The sequence below is a fragment of the Tenacibaculum sp. nBUS_03 genome, assembly GCF_051201695.1.
Lineage (GTDB): Bacteria > Bacteroidota > Bacteroidia > Flavobacteriales > Flavobacteriaceae > Polaribacter.
The window spans coordinates 3,545,818-3,564,010 of sequence record NZ_CP179214.1 but is presented as its reverse complement, the minus strand read 5'-3'; the positions used below and the strand labels follow the sequence as shown (position 1 = coordinate 3,564,010).

15 protein-coding genes and 1 pseudogene are annotated in these 18,193 nt (G+C 30.3%); 6 read left to right on the top strand and 10 right to left on the bottom strand.

Going from position 1 to position 18,193, the window contains the following annotated elements:
- Positions 1 to 6: 6 nt before the first annotated feature.
- The 3 genes and pseudogenes from ACMFBB_RS16190 to ACMFBB_RS16180 all read right to left on the bottom strand — a co-directional run bounded on the left by ACMFBB_RS16190 (position 7) and on the right by ACMFBB_RS16180 (position 3,389).
- A pseudogene (locus tag ACMFBB_RS16190) lies at positions 7 to 940 on the bottom strand (1-aminocyclopropane-1-carboxylate deaminase/D-cysteine desulfhydrase).
- A 3-nt stretch (positions 941 to 943) separates the two neighbouring features.
- Positions 944 to 1,462 (bottom strand): hypothetical protein, encoded by a 519-nt coding sequence (locus tag ACMFBB_RS16185; protein WP_435261777.1) that lies wholly within the window; start codon positions 1,460 to 1,462, stop codon positions 944 to 946.
- Positions 1,463 to 1,469: 7 nt separating this feature from the next.
- Positions 1,470 to 3,389, bottom strand: coding sequence for an ABC-F family ATP-binding cassette domain-containing protein (locus ACMFBB_RS16180; RefSeq protein ID WP_435261776.1), 1,920 nt, complete (start codon positions 3,387 to 3,389; stop codon positions 1,470 to 1,472).
- Between the two features lie 122 nt (positions 3,390 to 3,511).
- On the opposite strand from ACMFBB_RS16180, the gene ACMFBB_RS16175 reads away from it, so the two are divergent.
- The 4 genes from ACMFBB_RS16175 (at position 3,512) to ACMFBB_RS16160 (ending at position 5,964) form a co-directional block, all read left to right on the top strand.
- On the top strand, positions 3,512 to 3,883 hold the full coding sequence (locus ACMFBB_RS16175) for a DUF983 domain-containing protein (RefSeq protein ID WP_435261775.1): 372 nt from the start codon (positions 3,512 to 3,514) through the stop codon (positions 3,881 to 3,883).
- A gap of 209 nt (positions 3,884 to 4,092) precedes the next feature.
- Positions 4,093 to 4,803 (top strand): tetratricopeptide repeat protein, encoded by a 711-nt coding sequence (locus ACMFBB_RS16170; RefSeq protein ID WP_435261774.1) that lies wholly within the window; start codon positions 4,093 to 4,095, stop codon positions 4,801 to 4,803.
- Complete coding sequence (locus ACMFBB_RS16165; protein ID WP_435261773.1) at positions 4,769 to 5,338, top strand: sensor histidine kinase; 570 nt, start codon at positions 4,769 to 4,771, stop codon at positions 5,336 to 5,338. Before ACMFBB_RS16170 ends, ACMFBB_RS16165 begins: the two co-directional genes overlap by 35 nt.
- The gene (locus ACMFBB_RS16160; RefSeq protein ID WP_435261772.1) at positions 5,335 to 5,964 is read left to right on the top strand and encodes a response regulator; all 630 of its coding nucleotides are present in this window, start codon (positions 5,335 to 5,337) and stop codon (positions 5,962 to 5,964) included. Before ACMFBB_RS16165 ends, ACMFBB_RS16160 begins: the two co-directional genes overlap by 4 nt.
- 201 nt (positions 5,965 to 6,165) lie before the next feature.
- Here ACMFBB_RS16160 and ACMFBB_RS16155 read toward each other — a convergent pair whose 3' ends face one another.
- From ACMFBB_RS16155 to topA, 7 genes are all read right to left on the bottom strand, one after another.
- Positions 6,166 to 7,209, bottom strand: coding sequence for an NAD(P)/FAD-dependent oxidoreductase (locus ACMFBB_RS16155; protein ID WP_435261771.1), 1,044 nt, complete (start codon positions 7,207 to 7,209; stop codon positions 6,166 to 6,168).
- Positions 7,210 to 7,300: 91 nt separating this feature from the next.
- Positions 7,301 to 8,164, bottom strand: coding sequence for a gliding motility protein GldN (gene gldN / locus ACMFBB_RS16150; RefSeq protein WP_435261770.1), 864 nt, complete (start codon positions 8,162 to 8,164; stop codon positions 7,301 to 7,303).
- Between the two features lie 19 nt (positions 8,165 to 8,183).
- On the bottom strand, positions 8,184 to 9,716 hold the full coding sequence (gene gldM / locus ACMFBB_RS16145) for a gliding motility protein GldM (RefSeq protein WP_435261769.1): 1,533 nt from the start codon (positions 9,714 to 9,716) through the stop codon (positions 8,184 to 8,186).
- Between the two features lie 56 nt (positions 9,717 to 9,772).
- Complete coding sequence (gldL, locus tag ACMFBB_RS16140; RefSeq protein ID WP_435261768.1) at positions 9,773 to 10,417, bottom strand: gliding motility protein GldL; 645 nt, start codon at positions 10,415 to 10,417, stop codon at positions 9,773 to 9,775.
- A gap of 62 nt (positions 10,418 to 10,479) precedes the next feature.
- The gene (gldK, locus tag ACMFBB_RS16135) at positions 10,480 to 11,853 is read right to left on the bottom strand and encodes a gliding motility lipoprotein GldK (RefSeq protein ID WP_435261767.1); all 1,374 of its coding nucleotides are present in this window, start codon (positions 11,851 to 11,853) and stop codon (positions 10,480 to 10,482) included.
- Between the two features lie 100 nt (positions 11,854 to 11,953).
- Positions 11,954 to 13,111 carry a formimidoylglutamase gene (locus ACMFBB_RS16130; protein WP_435261766.1) on the bottom strand — a complete coding sequence of 386 codons (1,158 nt, stop codon included), beginning with the start codon at positions 13,109 to 13,111 and terminating at the stop codon, positions 11,954 to 11,956.
- 66 nt (positions 13,112 to 13,177) lie between these two features.
- A complete protein-coding gene (gene topA, locus ACMFBB_RS16125; RefSeq protein ID WP_435261765.1) occupies positions 13,178 to 15,652 on the bottom strand; it encodes a type I DNA topoisomerase in 2,475 nt (824 codons plus the stop codon).
- Between the two features lie 213 nt (positions 15,653 to 15,865).
- Here topA and miaB point away from each other — a divergent pair, with 213 nt between their 5' ends.
- Positions 15,866 to 17,320 carry a tRNA (N6-isopentenyl adenosine(37)-C2)-methylthiotransferase MiaB gene (gene miaB, locus ACMFBB_RS16120; protein WP_435261764.1) on the top strand — a complete coding sequence of 485 codons (1,455 nt, stop codon included), beginning with the start codon at positions 15,866 to 15,868 and terminating at the stop codon, positions 17,318 to 17,320.
- Between the two features lie 24 nt (positions 17,321 to 17,344).
- Positions 17,345 to 18,193 carry a hypothetical protein gene (locus tag ACMFBB_RS16115; RefSeq protein ID WP_435261763.1) on the top strand — a complete coding sequence of 283 codons (849 nt, stop codon included), beginning with the start codon at positions 17,345 to 17,347 and terminating at the stop codon, positions 18,191 to 18,193.

The window sequence follows — 18,193 nt, the reverse complement described above, 5'->3', positions numbered from 1 at the left end:
AAATATTTATTTTATTAATGGCTTCTTTTGTTTTTTTAGCCTTTCATTAATTCCGGTTATACCTTGTAAACCTCCAGTATGGATTACTAATAATTTACTTCCTTTCTTAAATTGATTTTTAGAAATCATATCTAAAATTCCAAACATCATTTTACCAGTATAAATAGGATCAAAGAGAATACTAGTAGCCTCTTTAAATTCATTTATAAATGTAATTAGTTCTTCATTAAACTTTCCATAACCTCCAAAATGATAATCTGTTACTAGGCTCCAATTATCATTCCTGTTTGCTAAGTTATTTATATCATTAGTTAAAAAATCACCTTTTAAAGCTGGAAACCCGATTATTTTTTGATCGGAATATGATGAATTAATCAATCCAGAAATAGTACCTCCTGTACCAATTGCACAACAAATATAGTTGAATTTTTCATCTTCAGGAGTCAAAATTTCTTCACAACCTCTAATAGCTAATTTGTTTGTTCCCCCCTCAGGAATTAGATAAAACTCTCCAAACTCATCTTTTAAACTTTCAATAAAACTTTCAGATGTTTTATTCCTATAATCTGATTCTGGAAACAAACTTAAAACGCATTCCATTTTCATGAGCATGCTTTAATGTTAAATTTGTTTTTAAAACTTCTTTTAAATTAGTTGCTAGTTCATCTCCCCGAATAATTCCAATCGATTTTAATCCAGCTAATTGCCCAAAAGATGCCGTTGCTGCAATATGATTAGAGTATGCACCTCCAAAAGTTAATAACGTTTCTATGTTGAGCTTTTTTGCTTCTTCTACATTATATTTTAATTTTCTGTATTTATTGCCAGATACAAAAGGATGAATCTCATCTTCTCTTTTAATAAAAAGTTGAATTCCTTTTTCTTCTAGAATTGGTAATAGTATTTGTTGATTTTTTGTAATTATTGTATTAACAAACATAAATTATTTCCAAAAGTCAATATCAAAAACACTTCCTTTTATAGAGCCAGTGTATGTATTATTCCAATAAATATCTCCATTATTCAGCTCAACAAAAATCCTATAATGCCCTTCAGGATAACTTGATAAATTAACTTCTAGAGATGATTTATTAAGTGCTTCAAATGATTTGATTGATTTTTCTTTTATTTGATCTGGACTATATGATTTAGTGTTTAAAATAGATGGATAATCTATATTCAAAAACTCTTTGTTTACTGTAGCCTTAACTATCCATACATTTTTTATATTAGATGTCGATTTTATACTTAAAAAATTATTAGTAGGTATTGGGTACATTATAACAGTATTCTTTTTTGTGTATGTATTGGGGTTCCCTATTCTTCCTGTTACATTCCCCATAACATCAACTAAATCAAGCCCTGTAGTAATTTCAATTATATTTGGGTCTTTTTTAATTTCTTCATCTTTGCTACATGACAAACTAATAAATATGAGAGCGAATAATAGAACTCTTTTCATAGTACATTTAATTAAAATTTTCAACTTTTTTTTCAACTAGTTCCCATTCTTCCATTAGCGTATCAACTTGAGCTTTTTTTGCTTTATATTTTTCAAAAAAATTAGGTCTTGAAGATACTTCATCATAATTCTCAGCTAATTCTAAATCAATTTTTTCAATTTCACTTTCTAAATTAGCTATTTGATTTTCAATTTTACCTAATCTGTTTTTTAACTTTTTAAGCTCTTTCTCTTCCTCTCTAGATAATTTATACGCTTGTTTTTTAGAAGTATCCTTAGCTTCTTTTATAACTGTTTTCTTTTCAGCTTCTCGTAAACTCTCCATTTTATGTTGCTCTAAGAAATAATCAATATCTCCTAAATATTCTTTAATCTCACGGTCTTTAAAACCATAAACTGTTGTTGTTAATCCTTGTAAAAAATCACGATCGTGAGATACAATGATTAATGTTCCGTTAAAGTTTTTAAGAGCTGTTTTTAATACGTTTTTTGAGGCTATATCTAAATGATTTGTAGGCTCATCCATTATCAAAACATTAAATGGTGATAATAATAATTTACATAAAGCTAAACGATTCCTTTCTCCTCCTGATAGTACTTTTGCTTTCTTATCAACGGCATCACCTCCAAATAAAAACGACCCGAGCATATCTCTTACTCGCATTCTATTAGAATCGGTTGCAGCATCTTCCATTATTTCCAAAACTGTTTTTTCTGGTGGTAAATGTTCTGACTGATTTTGAGCAAAATACCCTACTTGAACGTTATGACCTAATTTTAAAGCTCCTTCAAAAGGAATTTCACCAACCATCATTTTTGCTAGTGTTGATTTTCCTTGCCCATTTTGTCCTACAAAAGCTATTTTACTATTACGTTCAATTAGTAAATCAACATTTTCCAAAACGTGCTTATCACCATAACTTTTATATAAATTATCAGCCTCTACAATTATTTTACCTGGCTCTTTAGATATACTAAAACGAACATTCATTGCTGCATTATCTTCTCCATCTACCTCTATACGCTCAACCTTATCTAATTTTTTAATTAATGATTGAGCCATGGAAGCTTTATTTGCCTTTGCCCTAAACTTTTCAATTAACTTTTGAGTATGTTGAATTTCTTTTTCTTGATTCTTCTGAGCTTGTAATTGCTTTTCTTTAATTTCAGCTCTTAATTCCAAGAATTGAGAATATGGTTTTTTGTAATCATATATCTGTCCTAAAGAAATTTCAATTGTTCTATTAGTTACATTATCTAAAAACATTTTATCATGCGATACTAAAACAATAGCTCCTTGGTAATTTTTTAAGAAATTCTCTAACCAAATAATCGATTCAATATCAAGGTGGTTTGTTGGCTCATCTAATAATAAAATATCATTATTTTGTAATAATAACTTAGCCAATTCAATACGCATACGCCAACCTCCTGAAAAAGTATCTGTTAACTTATCGAAATCTTCACGTTGAAAACCTAATCCTTGTAATATTTTTTCTGTATCTCCTTGATAATTATACCCCCCTAAAAGTTCATATCTTTCAGTTTTTTCATTTAAATCAATTATTAATTGATTGTAACCTTCACTTTCATAATCGGTTCTTTCAACTAACTGTTGATTTATCTCGTCTAATTGAAGTTCAATTTCTTTAATTTCTGTAAATGCTTGATAAGCTTCTTCTAAAATAGTTCTTCCCTTAACAAAGTCAATATCTTGTCGTAAAAAACCTATACGTACTTCTTTATCAAAAGCCATCGTTCCTCCACTGCTTTCAATATCTTTTGACAATACTTTTAATAAAGTAGACTTTCCAGCTCCATTTTTTCCTATCAACCCTATTCTATCTCCTTTATTTAATTTAAAAGTGATTCCAGAAAATAAATCAGTCCCCATAAAAGAAACTGTTAAATTATGTACGTTTAGCATATATATTTTAACTTATTATAGTAACTTTGTAACACTTGTTACTAAGTGTTTTTTTGTTTTTGTTGAAATTTGTACAAACTTACAAAAACGAAATAGTTATTTAAGCTTATACCCCTAAGATTATGTTTGGAAAAGGCAGTAAATTATATAGTATTTTAAAAAATAAATGTCCTCAATGTCATGAAGGTGATTTTTTTAAATACAGAATATCAATAAACCCTAAAAAAATCACTAAATTACATGATAATTGTCCTAACTGTAATTTAAAGTACATGATGGAGCCCTCTTTTTTCTTTGGAGCTATGTACATTAACTACGGTATTGCTGTAGCTTTATTTGTAAGTGTATTTATTATTTCAAAATTATTTTTCGGTCTTTCAATCTTACAAAGTTTTATTACTATACTTATAGTTTCTTTTTTATTTACCCCTTATAGTTTACGCTTATCTAGAATTATTTGGATAAACTTATTTGTTAAGTATAAGAAAAAATAGTTTTGTAAAACATTTCTATACTACTTATAGCTACTAATTTTTTAACTATATTTGAATATAGGCCTTCCCTTTGTTTTAATTATATTTTTTAAATTATAGATCCCCATTTGAAACAATATCTTTTTTTTATACCAATTTTAATTATTTATTCTTTTTTTTATCAAAAAAAGAATCACTCAAAAGAATTAGATTCTAGTAAAATTGAGCTATTGCAACTGAAAGTATCAGATAGCATAATTAAAACAACCAAATTACAAAAAGAGAACAATGAAACTAAAGACTTTTCTTTTATATATTGTGAATTAGCTGAATATTATCTTAATAGCAATCAAATTAACAAAGCTAAGGCCTACTATAAATTAGCAACTAAACTAATAAAGACTGAAGATAATGATACCTATCATTATTATAAAAAATTAAAAAGTTACTATTTATATAAAGATAATAAGCCAAAACAAGCCCTCGCTATTGCTAAACAAATACTAGATGACGCTGAAAAACAACCTCATACACAAAACGTTATTGATGCTCAAAAACTATTGTATCAAATATTCAAAGTTCAAAAAAACTTTGTGAAGGCTCTTGAGTATTATAATTCTTATAATAATCTTGAAGATTCTATTGTTAACATAGAGAGGTTAAATTTACAAAACTACCACCATACCCTACCTGTAAAAAAAATAAATAGTCAGACACGAAAGAAACAAACTGACATTGTAACCATTAGCAAAGGGAATAATAACAAACTCTTATTATTTATAATCCTTATTTTTATTAGTTTTTCAATATTTACAATAGTATATATACTTTTAAGTAATAAGTATTCAAAAAGAAAAGAAAAACTACAAAAACTATACTCTCAAAATTTGTTATCTTATATTGATAATGAAAGAAAAAGAATATCAAAAGGATCTTCATGATAGTCTTGGTCAGAAGCTTTTACTTGTAAAGAATCAGGTTTTAATTAATAAAGATAAAAAAAGCTGTGAACTAGTTAATGAAGCAATTAATGAAATACGTATTATTTCTAAAAATCTTCAACCCAATCAAATAAAACAAATTGGAATAACCAAGTCTATTGAAGATTTAATTTATGAGCTAGACTCTCATTATTCAACAATATTGGTTTTTGGTGATATTGACAATATTGACCATCTATTAAACCCAAAACAAGAATTAAATTTATATAGAATTATCCAAGAATCCTTAAATAATATTATTAAACACTCAAAGGCTGATTCTGCCCAAGTTATCATTAATGAAACTAGTAAAAGAGTTTATTTGTCGATAAAAGATAATGGAATTGGATTTAACTATCATGAAAAATATCAGAACCCCAATAGTATTGGATTAAAAAATTTAAAAAGTAGAGTGATTTTCTTAAAAGGATTAATCAGAGTAAGATCCATAATGAATAAAGGTACAACAATTGAAATTTCTTTTCCTAAAATATGAAGCCAACGATATACATAGCTGATGACCATCCAATATTAATTAAAGGTCTCAAGGATTTATTAATTGAAAAGAAATATAATATAATAGGCACTGGAAATGATGGAAAAACTGCACTTAATTTCTTACTGAAAAATGAACCTTCAATAGCTATTTTAGATGTAGAAATGCCAAAGCTAACAGGGATAGAAGTCGCTAAAGAGTGTTTAAAAAATAACTTAAGTTCTAAAATTATACTCATTACACTTCATAAAGAAGTTCAACTATATTTACAAGCAAAAAAATATAATATCTACGGTTACATACTTAAAGAATTTGCACTTGAAGAAATTGAATTATGTATCAATTCTGTTTTGAAAGACACTCCTTTTTTTAGTCAAAAAATTAAAGATGTTTTAAATTTTACTGAAGATGATACTAGTGTTTTAAAAAACTTTACGTTAGCAGAAAGACGTATATTAAAGCTAATATCTCAGCATAAAACAAATAAAGAAATCGGTCATTTACTTTTTTTATCACCTAGGACAATAGAAAAATACAGAAGCAAAATTATTTTAAAACTAGATTTAAGTCCCAAAACAGGAGCATTACTTAATTGGACTCAAAAAAACAAACATCTTTTTACTTAGGAGAGAAGCGCTTTTGGGTATTAATACCCATTAGTTAATCAATAATTTTTACGTATTTTGTATATTATAATAGACCAAACGCTAGTAAGAATGTAATCTAATAAGGGAATTTATTCTTTTCTGGGGGGATTTGAATAACTTACATCTTACTTAGTACTACTTGTATAAAACGATCTAGTTAATAAATTAGATCGTTTTTAATTAAAACCTATAAATATCTACTTCTTTTTCTAATACCCCTCCCTTTTCTAAATGATTAAAAAGCATTTTAGCCATTGTTGGTCCTATCATAACTCCACGTGTGCCTAAACCATTTAAAACAGCTAAATTTGAATATTTAGGATGTTTACCAAGTAAAGGCCTTCTATCTTTAACTGTTGGGCGTATTCCTGCTGTATGATTAGTTACACTATACGGAACAGAAATTACATTTTTTAATTTCGATTCAAGTTCTTCTCTACCCTCCTTGGTAGGAGTAGTTGTAGAATCTGTCCAATTAAATGTTGCTCCAACTCTGTAATAATCATTACCAAGTGGCATAACAAATACATTCGACTTTAATAAAAAATCAATTTTTAATTCTGGTGAATGGATTGTAAGTATTTCTCCTTTTGACTCCTTCAAAGGTAAATCATTAAAAAACGGATTCTTTTTTATTCCAAATCCTTCGCAAAAAACAATTTTAGTTGATTTAATACCTTTATAACTAAGAAAATCTTCCTCTATAATTAACTCATCATGAATAAATTTTTCCTCTTTTATTGAAGCTATTCCACGTAAATACTTAGTATAATTGAAAATCAATTTCTCTGTATCAATTCTTCCAGTTCCTTTTAGCTCACCAAAACCAAAATTACCAATAACTCCCTCTATCTTTCCTTTCAAAATATCAGGCTCCATGTAATGCGATAAAGATGGTTTGTCTAAAGCAACAAACCAATTGTTTTCATCAGCGATTGAATTGAATACTTTTCTGGTTTTAAATTTTGAATCTATTTTAATCTTTAATTTATTTTCTAATTCTTCGTACTTAGGCAAAGCATACACGAGCTGGTCATGACCGTTCCAAACTGGTGTAAATCTTTTTAAAATAACTGGATTATAAACACCTCCAGCTACCTTTGAAGACATTTGAGAACAATCTTCATAAACTATAAAACTATAATTGTTTTTAATTAATTCTTCTGCAAAAGCTATTCCTGCCAAACCTAAACCTACAACTATATAATCAACCTCTTTAACCATGAAGCAAAGGTAAGAATAAAGAATATTCAAATACATAAAAAAGCGTTTGCAGTGTATGCAAACGCTTTTATTTATTTATGTTTTGAAATTATTAATAATTCCACATATCCATTTCTCTATCACGTATTCCTTCTTTTATTCTATTAGCTTCTAAAAGTTGAAATAATGAATTTCCACGAACATAATCTTTAATTTCTCTATCTCCATATAGGTTTTCTTCCTTAACAATTGTAGCTGTAAACCTACGAGCGTTTAATAAGTTATCATATGATATTGGAGTAGCAGAGTTTAAAGGATTAAATACTTTTGATTTATGCAAAGTTTCTCTAGCATCAGGATAAAAAACCCAAAAAAGTTCGTAGATATTATCCTTATCATCGATTTCATCAAGTCCTAAAACCTGAACATCTGGTCCCATTGGAGCAATTCCTAATAAACGATACTTCAATTCACCTTGACGCTTGTCAAAATACCAGATACCTTTAATTAAATATCCTTTAACTTGTTCAGATTTAATCGTGTATTCATCAATATTACCATATCCATCATCTCTTAAATCTTCAGTTTTCTCTTTAATCTCATCCATTCCTATCTTAGAAGTAAAATAAGAGTCGTCATAAACTTCTTTTATTTCACCTTCTCTGATTCCTTTTAACAAAGAATCAAATAAAGAACGTCTTCCATTACCAGTACTTACTGTATCTATTGGATAATAATAAGGTAAGTTTATTTTTTGATTCAAGTCAATATATTCCCATACCACTTTAGACCACAAAACATCTCTGTCTGTAATATGTCCGTAAGGTAACGGTTTATCATCTTCTGAAGCAATTTGAGCTTCAGATTTAAATCCAATTTCGCCTACCTTTTTAGCATTTAAAAGGTTTGCTTGTGCACTTGCATAACTTGTTACTACAAGTGTTAATGCAACCAAATAAAAACGCTTCCAATTCATACTCTTCTTGTTTTACTTATTAATTAGTAACTTCTATGCTAACATTTAGCACTTTCTTTATTTTATAATTAGATCCAGAAACTGATGCTTGAATTCCAAAAATAGTAATTACATCGTTTCTTCTTGCTCTCTGTAAAGCTTTTTTAGCTCTAGCATTTAAACGTGTTCCAGAAACTGAAATTGTAGTTTGACCAGGAACTTTAATCTTAAAACTAGATACATTTAATTTTAAATCAAATAAGAAATCAGGTAAACCTGCACCAACTGTAATATTTTTGATACTAGCTTTAGGCATTCTAACTGTACCGTATTGATTTCTAACCAAACCAACTGCTGGTGGTATATCTTTAATTCTAAATTTCTTATTAGAACTAACTTTACTTCCGTTTGGTAATGTTCCAGAAACTCTTATTGTAACTTCACCATTTCCTTTAGGAGCCATAACATAACTATTTCCTTTGACTCTTCTTAGACCTGGTGCATTTGCTACAACTTTATTACCTGGAACCCCTGGTATTGATATAGTTAACGGGTTAGACAACCCTTTGTAAACCACATTCATCTTATCAGCAGAAATAACAGCTTCATTAGGTTTAGGTATTACAGAATAACCTCCTTTAATTGGAATAATAACTGTTGAATCACCTTCTTTAAAGTAGAATTCACCTTTAAGCTCTCTATCTCCAACAGAACCGGCTGGTCCGTCTAATATAACTTGCCCAGCTTTAATTTTATCCTCAGCAATATCCTTACCATTAAGAATTACTTTTTCAGCTGTTAAATTAGGATCATTTTTACCTAAAATTATTTTACCTGATAATTTTTCACCTGGATAATAAGCATTTTTCTCAAAAACAACCATGGCTTCATAATTAGTCATAGATACTGCTTTTGACAACTCTCCTTGTAATAAGGCAGACAAAGCATCAGATTCAGTTGTTTTAACATCAGATTGAATCTGAGTCATTTTAGTTAAAGAAGCTATTAAAGGAAAACCTTCATAATTATAACTTAACCAAGACTTCTTTACTCCTTCTTTATCTTTAACATCATCAGTTTTAAAGCGTTCAGAAACTACATCTGCCAACTCTCTTTCACCTAAAATCTCTAAGGCTTTTTCTTTGAACTCTTTAATTTTAGCAACATACTCTTTACCTTTTTTTGAAATTTTACCATTAGCAAAGAAATATTGATCTAAAAAACCAGATTTATCCATTGATTCATAAGCTGTAGCATCCTCTAAATCACTGGTCATTTTTGTTTTTAGCTCTTCTATATAGTTAAATAAATCATCAGCCATAACACGCAACTTGTCCGTATCTTCTTTGGCTTTTCCATACTGCTTAGCTTGCTCCGATGCTTTTAAAGCTAGGGCTTCGTATGAAGCTTGATTTGATTTAGTCGCTCTTGTATTTGACGCTGATAACTTCTCATTCATTAATCCAAAAGCTGATAAAACTTCTTTACTCATATTCATTGCTAACATTGCAATGAAAACAAGGTACATCAAGTTTACCATTCTTTGCCTTGGTGACTGTTTTCCTCCTGCCATTTTCTATTAGTTATTTTTTAATTAATATATGATATTTTTATTTAATAAAACTAATATTACTTAGACATTGCAGAAAGCATTCCTCCATATACTCCATTTAAAGAAGATAAGTTTGACGCTAAAGATTGCATTTGTTCTTGTAAACGTTCAGAATTCTCTACCATTGTTGTATTTAAATCAGCTTGCTTACTAGCATTCTCAACTTGAATTGCATACACTCCATTTAATGATTCTAATTTCGCTGCAGCCATTGACATTTGCTCGTTGTACTGATTAGTTGAAGAAACAGTTGCTGAAGTAGCTGTTAAACCTTCTGCTGCTCCTTGAAAATTCTGAATACTATCTCCTAAACTAGAGATTAACTCAGCATCTAATTTTGCCTCTTTTAAGATGTTATCTAATTTTTGAGACAACATACTTTGTGCGTCTTCTGAAGATGCTTCATCATTTTTGTCTAATGCAGAACCTCCTGATAGTTCAGGATATACCTTGGTCCAATCTAATTCATCTTCGATAGGTTCAAATGCTGATATTGCAAAAATAATAGCTTCTACTATTAAACCTGCTGTTAACATAACACCACCCGTTAGCGGTCCGATTTTAAAATGCATGATTTTGAAAAGTGCTCCTAAAATTACTACAGAAGCTCCTAAACCATAGGCCATGTTAAATACTTTCTTACTCGATTTTGATTGTGCCATAATTTTTAATCTTTTTAAGGGAATTAATTTTAATTTTTATTTATAATTGTTACTTTATATTGTTACTTACTTTTACTGGTACCTAAATAATCTTGTACAGTTCTAAAACCAATGTAGCTTCTTGCTGTATCAGCGTACTCCCAATCTCTTGAACTAACTTCTAAGAAATATGCTACATCTTTCCATGAACCACCTCTAATAATTTTCCTTCTATTTTCTCTATTCTCTACATTAGGATTCATAGTAGACCCCATGTAATAAGACATCTGGTTGTATGCTGTATTTGTCCATTCAGCAACATTTCCTGCCATATTATACAATCCGTACTCGTTTGCATTGTACGAAACCGCTTCTACAGTATACAAAGCTCCGTCAGCTGCATAATCTCCACGAACAGGCTTAAAGTTGGCTAAAAAACAACCTCTGTCACTAGTAGTGTTAGGTTCACCCCATGGGTATTTAGCATAATTAAGACCTCCACGAGCAGCATACTCCCATTCTGCTTCAGTTGGCAATCTAAAAGCTGGAACTAATCCTAGTTTCTTCTTAGAACGTTGAAAATTATTTTTAGTTTGTGTTCTCCAATGACAAAATGCTTTTGCCTGATTCCAACTAACTCCAACAACAGGATAGTTTTCATAAGCTTTATGTGCAAAATACTCTTGATGCATTGGATCATTGTATGAATAATTAAAATCTTTAATCCAAACAGTAGTGTCAGGATAAATATTAATTTCTTCATTTTTCATAAACTCCTTTCTATCTTTTCCAGACCTAGCTGCTTTTTCATTATCGAACCAATAGTATCTATAATTTAATAATTTAGTTTTAAAAGTTCTAATTCCATTTAAAGCTTCTTCTTTCTTGATGTATAAAGAATCCATTACTTCTACATAGTCAGCGTCAGGAAACTCTTGTTGTTCCCAAATAAGTTCTTCTTCCCAATTTAATGGTTTTAAAGAGTCCAAACCTTCTCCTACCTCATAGTAATTCTCACGCATGTACTTTTCATAAGGCGTTTCATTAACACTGTCTTTTGAGGCAAAAGCATACAGTTGAATCCCTGCTGGTTTATCACCTGCTGCACCTTCTTCTCCAGTTGATGCAAATTCAGCTTGATACGCTAATTTTGTTCTAGTTACAGAATCTCTAACCCAATAAACAAATTGCTTATACTCACTATTTGTAATTTCAGATTCATCCATATAAAAAGGCTGAACTGTTACAGTTTTAGTAGGAGCGTTCATGGCTCCTAAAGGATCTTCATCTTGTTTACCCATAGTAAATGACCCTCCTGGTATTTTAGCCATACCATAAGGCTTTTCAGCAAACCATTTTCTTTTTGATTTAACTCCTACCAATTCTCCTCTGTCTCCGCTAGAACCACAGGCATAGATAATAGATACTAATAATGCAAATACTGCTAATTTCTTCATACTTTATTCTTTCTTAAAAAAGAGGCGTAAACCTATTATTTTTTTTATTAAAAAACAATTACGAGTTATAAAAATTTATCTCCAAAAAGATAACTCTCTTTTACGTAAGCTTTTGCAATGCTTTAAACCATCTTTTGGGTATTTTATGATTTAATGCTTGCTCATAATCTCGATAGTTACATGGTATTAACGCATGTCTTTTATGTTTATTATTCGATATTAAATTTATTTCCATCCACCAACGACCACTTTTATCGCTTTTATAAAAATTTAATGGATCATCATCTTCTAAAACAACCGTATATCTTTCATAATTTTCTTTAGTTACATAAGGGTAATCATTTGCTCTATGATTCACTCCTTCAATGAAATACCAAATAGTTTGAGCTATAAGTCGAGCTGTTTGATTATTTACATCTAAGTTACTACTATATTCATAGATACCGAAAGAAGTAACCTTGTCACTTATTCCTGAATATCTTGCTATTGCACATATATCTTCACCGTAAAAACCGTTAGGTGAACCATTCGCTGTACCAGGAGCATCTCCTTGTCTAATACTTGCTATATCTATACTAACGATATCAGCATCTCTTAAAATAGGTTCTACTAATGTAATATTTTTAACTTCTCCTAGCCTATAAGTATCAAAATACAGTTTATCTAATAATGCTATTTCTTCTTGTGAATTAAAATAAGTTTGATACCCTATATTACTATAGTTAAACAAATTACTCGGCTCATCCATTATAACCTTTCCTAAAAAAGATTTTGCTAACAGCTCTTCATCTTCACCACCCAAATCAAACCTACTATCAACTGATACTAAGTTTACTGTTTGCTCAAGAGTATCATATGCCCGATAATTGGCATAAGTTATATCTTGGCTTCCGCCTATTATTATTGGTATAATATCTTCTTTTAGTAGTGAAGTTACAACAGAAGATACTGCAAAATAAGTATCATTAATGGAACTACCTTGCTCAATGGTACCTAAATCAGCAATTTTAGTATGCCAATTACCAGAAAACAATTGATATAATTCTTTCCTAATAGTATATATACATTCTAAACAATCGAATTGATCAGCCCCTCTTCCTTCCGAAACAGCAAGTATTGCAATCTTAACATTAGAAAGATCTGGAAATCCATTACTGGGAGTATGAATACTAATATTCCCACCCAACGTAGAGGTTGTTTGCGACATGACCTGTATAACAACAGAGTCACTTACCGGTGAAAAAAAATCGATATTCATCTATTTAAGGGGATTAAATAAGGAACCGCAATATAACAAAAAAAACTATTCTCTTTTAAATTTACTCTATTTCTTTTTTTTTGTTTTTTTCTTTTTTGGTGTTTTAGCTTCTATCATTTTCACTGCTTCCTCTTGAGTTAATTTTTCTATTTCTGTAGTTTTAGGTAGTTCAATTTTAATCTTTCCTTTAATAACATTGAAACGACCCCAACGTGCTTTCTCTACACGAATACCAACTTCTTCGAAATTATGAATTAACTTTTCTCGTTCTTTTCTTTTTTTATCTTCTATTAATTCTTCTAAATCTTCTTGCGTTAAATTATCAAAATCATATTTTTTATTAACATTAATAAAAATTGAATTCCATTTGATAAAGGGACCAAAACGACCAACTCCTTTTTGGATTGGTAATTCTTCATAATGCCCAATAGGTGCATCAGCTTTTCTTTTAGCTTCTATTAACTCAATAGCTCTATCCATATCAACAGACATAGGATTCTCTCCTTTATCTAAAGATACGTATTTTCCATCAAACTTAATATAAGGTCCAAAACGGCCATTTGCCACTATCACTTCTTTTTCTTCATATTCTCCAACAGTTTTAGGCAATTTAAACAAATCCATTGCTTCTTCATACGTCAAAGAACTCAAAGTTTGATCAGCCTGTAAGCTAGCAAACTTGGGTTTTTCTTCATCTGTAGCTTCTCCAATTTGTACCATGGCTCCAAAACGCCCTAAACGAACATATACATTTTTACCGCTATCAGGGTCTATTCCTAATAAACGTTGTCCACTAGCTCTTTCTGCATTTTCAGCAACATCTTTTACATTTGGATGAAAATCCTTGTAAAAATCCTTAATTATTGAAGTCCAATTTTCTTTTCCATCAGCAATATCATCAAAATCACTTTCAACTTTTGCAGTAAAACCGTAATCTAATACTCTCTTAAAATTTTCTACCAAAAAGTCGTTAACAATATTCCCAATATCAGTTGGCATTAACTTCCCTTTATCAGCACCTACCTTTTCAGATAGTATATTTTCAGAAACTGAATTAGTAGTCAACATTAATTGAGTATACTTTCTTTCTACTCCTTCTGCAGCACCTTTTTCAACATATCCTCGCCTTTGAACTGTAGAAATTGTAGGCGCATAGGTAGATGGTCGACCAATACCTAATTCTTCTAATCTTTTTACTAAAGAGGCTTCAGTAAATCTTGCTGGAGGGCGTGTATATCTTTCAGTTGCAGAAATAAACTTATTTACTAAAGTTTCATTTACTCTCATTTTAGGAAGCATTCCATCTTGCTCCTCATCTTCATTATCAGTACCTTCTAAATATACTTTTAAGAACCCTTCAAAAGTTATTACTTCTCCATTAGCTGAAAAAACCTTATCGTTCTTATCGTTCTCTATTTTTACAGAGGTTCGTTCCAACTGAGCATCACTCATTTGCGATGCTAAAGTACGTTTCCATATTAAACTATATAAACGATCTTGATCATACTCAACAGATACATCATGTCGAGACATATCAGTAGGCCGAATTGCCTCGTGAGCTTCTTGAGCTCCTTTTGACTTAGTTGAATAATTCCTTGGTTTACTATACTCTTTACCGTAATAATTAGAAATTTCTTCTTCAGCGGCATTTTTAGCATCATCCGATAAATTAACACTATCGGTTCTCATGTATGTTATTAATCCAGCTTCATATAATCGTTGAGCAACCATCATTGTCTTTGCCACTGGAAAACCTAACTTTCTAGATGCTTCTTGCTGTAAAGTTGAAGTTGTAAAAGGAGCAGCTGGAGATTTTTTTGCTGGTTTTTTTTGTAAATCTTCAACGTTAAAATTTGCATCAGCACAAGAATTTAAAAACTCTTCTGCTTCTTTCTTTGTTGAAAAATTCTTAGCTAGTTTTGCTTTAAAACTTTTCCCTTCTTCATTAGAAAATTCTGCATCTACTCTATAAGATGCTCTGGCTTCAAACGCTTCAATAGTTCTCTCTTTTTCTACAATCAATCGAACAGCTACAGATTGAACCCTACCAGCTGACAATCCTGCTTTTACTTTTCTCCATAAAACAGGTGACAATTCATACCCTACTATCCTGTCTAATACACGCCTTGCTTGTTGAGCATCTACCAAATTATAATTTATAGTCCTTGGGTTCTCTATTGCTTTTAAAATTGCTTTCTTAGTAATAGAGTTAAAAACTATACGTTTGGTATCTTTATCCTTAAGTTTCAACTGCTCTGCTAAATGCCACGCAATAGCCTCTCCCTCTCGATCCTCATCACTTGCTAGCCAAACAGTTTCTGCTTTTTTTGCTAAATCCTTTAGTTTTTTTACTACTGCTTTTTTATCTGTAGAAACAATGTATTTTGGTTTAAAATCACCTTCTACGTTAACTCCTAATTCTTTCGAAGGTAAATCTGCAATGTGTCCAAAACTAGATTCAACTTGAAAATCTTTTCCTAAAAACTTCTCTATTGTTTTTGCTTTTGCTGGAGACTCTACTATTACTAAATTCTTTGCCATACTTCTTACTCTTATCTAAATGATACCATTCTGTAATGATACCCTTTTTCAGTTTGCAAAAGTAGACACTTTTTTTTTATTAGCACTTTTTCTTCTAAACTTTACTTTTTTTTAACGCTACTAACGTTTAATTAATTTATGTCAATTTGTCATATCTTATAGTTTTTGGTTGTATCTTTGCATTCTATTTTTTTATTATCACTTAAGGATTTTATGGAACACATTGAGAAAGTAATTGACGAGAAAATACAAGGAAAACCTTTACTTACCGAGCAAAAAGAGAACAACAGCAAAAAGCTTTTTATAGAAAGCTATGGCTGTCAAATGAATATGAATGATAGTGAAATTGTAGCCTCTATACTTTCTGAACAAGGTTTTAATACTACTCAAAATTTAGAAGATGCAGATTTAGTTTTGGTAAATACTTGTTCTATTCGTGAAAAAGCTGAAACAACAGTTCGTAATCGTTTAAAAAAATATAATGCTGTAAAAAGAGTAAACCCTAAAATGAAGGTTGGAGTTTTAGGTTGCATGGCTGAAAGACTTAAAGCAAAGTTTTTAGAAGAAGAAAAAATTGTAGATTTAGTTGTTGGTCCTGATGCTTATCGTGATTTACCAAATTTAATTGAAGAAGTTGACGCTGGTAGAGATGCTGTTAATGTAATTTTATCAAAAGAAGAAACCTATGCTGATGTTTCTCCTGTAAGACTAAACTCTAATGGAGTATCTGCGTTTGTTTCTATTACTCGTGGTTGTGACAATATGTGTACTTTTTGTGTAGTTCCATTTACCAGAGGTAGAGAGCGTAGTAGAGACCCTCAAAGTATCATTGGAGAAATCAGATCTATGCAAGAGAAAAATTTTAAAGAAATTACTTTATTAGGGCAAAACGTAGATTCTTTCTTATGGTATGGAGGAGGCTTAAAAAAAGATTTTAACAAAGCTTCTGAAATGGCAAGGGCTACAGCAGTAAATTTTGCTCAGTTATTAGATATGTGTGCTACGGAATTTCCTAAAATACGTTTTCGTTTTTCCACCTCTAATCCTCAAGACATGACCCTGGATGTTATTCATATAATGGCCAAACATAAAAACATTTGCAAATACATTCACTTGCCTATTCAAAGTGGAAGTAACGCTATGTTAAAAGCTATGAATCGTCAACATACTCGTGAAGAGTATATGGAATTAGTTGATAATATTTATAGGATTATCCCTGAGATGGCATTAAGTCAAGACATGATTGCTGGATTTTGTGGAGAAACTGAACAAGACCATCAAGATACTTTAGATTTAATGCGTCATGTTAAATATAGCTTCGGATTTATGTTTGCTTACTCTGAACGTCCTGGAACTTTAGCAGCTAAAAAAATGGAGGATGATATTCCTCTAGCTATTAAAAAACGTAGACTTCAAGAAATCATAGACTTACAACAAGAACATAGTTTATTTAGAACTAAAGAAAATCTAGGGCAAATACAAGAAGTTTTAATTGAAGGAACTTCAAAGAAAAACCCAAATGAATGGAAAGGGCGTAATACTCAAAACACAGTTATAATTTTCCCTAAAGAACACTATGAGATGGGAGACTTTGTGAACGTTAAGGTTGAGGATTGTACTTCTGCAACATTACTAGGAACCGCTGTTGGATATTCAGACAATAACTAATTTTAAATATCGTAATAAATTATCATGAAAAAAAAAATCTTAATTATCTTTGCTATAGCATCTGTTTCTTGTTCCAAGAACGAGAACAATGAAATTCTAAATCAAAAAACCTCTTTAAAAAGTGTAAAACAGGTTTATCCTGATCCAGGAGGTTCTTTTTCATACGAATTTGATGGAACTAAAAGTACCGAAAGTATAAGATCAATTCAAAATTTAAGCAAATTTGTCTTTGAAAAATTTGAATACCAAAATGATTTGATGTCTAAATATACTACTTATGATGGTTTGGGTGATGTAACCTTTTCATATGAGTTTAAATATGATTCTAATGATAAGCTTAAGTCCGTTATTTATAAATCCAATTCTTTTGAATACGAACAATTTTTGACCTATCAAAACAACTCTATAATTACAGAAATCCCAGATCAAACATTTAGCAATATCACCCACAAGATAACCTATTCTTTTAATGACGCCAATCTAATTGAAAATATAAAACAGGTAAAGCTTCCCGACAATAAAATAGAAATGGAATTAAATTTCTTGTACGACCAAAATGAAAACTGTGTTAAAATAGATTCAAAAAATATTATTGGGAACGCTGTATACGATTACGAATACACAAATAAAATAAACCCTCTAAGACCCCACTATGCCAAGTATTATATACCACACATTATAATTAGAGGAAAACTAAATGTTATTGGAAATAACGTGCCTGATATAGTATCTAATTTTGGGGAAAACCTTCTTTTAAGGAATACAAATTACAGATATGAGCACAAGTATAACGACAATAATTACCCAGTCAGTAGTAACGTATTTGAGAAATCTTCTGGAACAAAAGCTTTCTCCTTAAAATTTAACTATTAA